The sequence below is a fragment of the Tabrizicola sp. genome (assembly GCF_031377265.1).
GTDB lineage: Bacteria > Pseudomonadota > Alphaproteobacteria > Rhodobacterales > Rhodobacteraceae > JAUYQR01.
This window is the reverse complement of sequence record NZ_JANMET010000149.1, coordinates 1-2,128: the sequence shown is the minus strand read 5'-3', so window position 1 is coordinate 2,128 and position 2,128 is coordinate 1. Positions and strand designations below refer to the sequence as shown.

Annotated in this window: 2 protein-coding genes and 1 pseudogene; all 3 read right to left on the bottom strand. The window is 62.9% G+C overall.

Features of this window, described 5'->3' with window-relative positions; all coding sequences use genetic code 11:
• Window positions 1–459, bottom strand: a 459-nt coding sequence (locus tag RMO18_RS08615) for a PucC family protein (protein WP_309665259.1), incomplete at its 3' end; no start/stop codon positions are given.
• 41 nt (window positions 460–500) lie between these two features.
• Window positions 501–1,169, bottom strand: a complete 669-nt coding sequence (gene bchM / locus RMO18_RS08610) for a magnesium protoporphyrin IX methyltransferase (RefSeq protein WP_309665257.1) — start codon at window positions 1,167–1,169, stop codon at window positions 501–503.
• A 12-nt stretch (window positions 1,170–1,181) separates the two neighbouring features.
• Window positions 1,182–2,083: pseudogene (bchL, locus tag RMO18_RS08605) on the bottom strand (ferredoxin:protochlorophyllide reductase (ATP-dependent) iron-sulfur ATP-binding protein).
• Between the last annotated feature and the right edge of the window lie 45 nt (window positions 2,084–2,128).

Genomic DNA, 2,128 nt, shown 5'->3' with positions numbered 1-2,128 from the left:
ATCCGTGGCGCGATCCGAGGCCAGCGCCAGACCCGCCGTCTGGGTCATGTGCAAACCGATGCCGGTCATCAGAAAGGCTATTCCGGCCAGCGCTTTACCGGCCCAATCCGGCCCCAGCGTCTGGTCGCCCGACAGCACGATCAGCGCAAACGGCATGATCGCCAGCCCGCCCATCTGCCAAAGCGAGCCGAACCACAGATAAGGAATACGTTTCCACCCGATGAACGAGCGGTGATTGTCGCTGCGGTGACCCAGCATCGCGCGGAACGGGGCCGACAGCACCGGCAGCGCGATCATGAAGGCCACAACCGTGGCGGGCACTGCCAGTTCAACGATCATCACCCGGTTCAAGGTGCCAAGCAGCAGCACCGTGGCCATGCCCACCGACACCTGAAACAGCGACAGACGCAGCAACTGACCCATCGGCAAGCCGTCCGACGCCGCATCGGCGAACGGCATCCAACTGGTCGGCAGTCTGGCCAGATGTTTCTTGCGCAAGATCACGGCCGGAACTCCAGACATTCGGAGATGTAGAAACCGCGCGACACGCGGTCTACCCGGGTCAGCCCCGGGCCAACGGTCTTTGCGAGCGTTGCAAAGGCGTGCGGGATCATCACTGGCGAGCGGTCGCTGCGTGGAAACAGTTTGCCCAGCGTGAAGAAGGTCATCAGGAACGGCGTGCGCGGGGCCACGGTAAAGACCACCGCTTCGGACGTGCGCTGGCCCAGTTTGGTCAGCACTGCGGCGATATCGGTGTCGCGGTAGTAGATCAGGCTGTCCATCGCCATCACGTAGTCAAAGTGGCCATGCTCGGGCGCGGTCATGTCGCCGGCCTGAAACGTCACCTTGCCGCGCAATCCTTCGGGCATCCGCGCTTCGGCAATGCCGATCAGTTGTGGCGAGATATCAACAGCATGCACATAGGCCCCACGCGTGGCCAGTTCCACCGCCATCAGACCGGTGCCGCAGCCGGCATCCAGCACCCGCGCCCCGCGCAGATCGTTTGGCAGGCGTGACAGCATGACCTCGCGCATCCGGTCGCGGCCTTCGCGCACGGTCTGGCGAATGCGGCTGACCGGCGCATCCGAGGTCAGGCGTTCCCAGACCTTGGTGGCACTGCGGTCGAAATACTGTTCGACCCGGTCGCGCGTGGCGGAGTAGTCGGCCATTCCCAGCAGTCCTCAGTCAAAGCCCAGAAGTTCGAATATCTCGCGGTCGGGCAGCGGTTCGGGGAACATCTCCGGTTCGCCCACCGACCGCCACAGCGCCTCGGCCAGACGGATGTATTCGGCGCGGGCCATCACGATGTCCTGGTCATCATCCATCGCAAACAGCGTCTTTTTCTTCAGGCGGGACCGGCGGATGGCGTCGATGTCGGGCATATGCGCCAGCCGGTTGAAGCCGACCTTGGCGCAATAGCGGTCGATCTCATTGGTCTCGCGCGAGCGGTTGGCGACGCAACCGGCCAGCCGCACCTTGTAGTTCGATGATTTCGCCTGCACGGCGGCGATGATCCGGTTCATCGCATAGATGCTGTCAAAGTCATTGGCGGTGATGATCACGGCCCGGTCGGCGTGTTGCAGCGGGGCTGCAAAGCCGCCGCAGACCACATCGCCCAGCACATCAAAGATCACCACATCGGTGTCTTCCAGGAGATGGTGCTGCTTCAACAGCTTCACCGTCTGGCCCACCACATCGCCGCCGCAGCCGGTGCCGGCTGGCGGCCCGCCCGCCTCGACGCACATCACGCCGTTGAAGCCCACGGTGACGAAATCCTCTGGGCGCAGCTCCTCGGCATGGAAATCGACCTCCTTCAGGATGTCGATCACCGTCGGCTGCAGCTTTCCCGTGAGGGTAAAGGTGCTGTCATGTTTCGGATCGCAGCCGATCTGCAGCACCCGCTTGCCCAGCATCGAAAACGCTGCCGACAGGTTGGACGAGGTGGTCGATTTGCCGATCCCGCCCTTGCCTAGACTGAAAACACTTTCGCGCCTTCGATCTTGACGGCTTCGTCCTGATGCACTTGCACCGAGCCGTCGCCGTCAAGGCCACGCAGGTTTGGAATTTCATCACGCGGGCTCATAGTGCCTCCGTTCCGGAACGACCGCACATGGGTCTTCCTCTTCTG

What these genes read in the sequence shown, in the direction of transcription:
- bchM (WP_309665257.1), bottom strand. Translation starts at nt 1,169, where the DNA reads ATGGCCGACTACTCCGCCACGCGCGACCGGGTCGAACAGTATTTCGAC.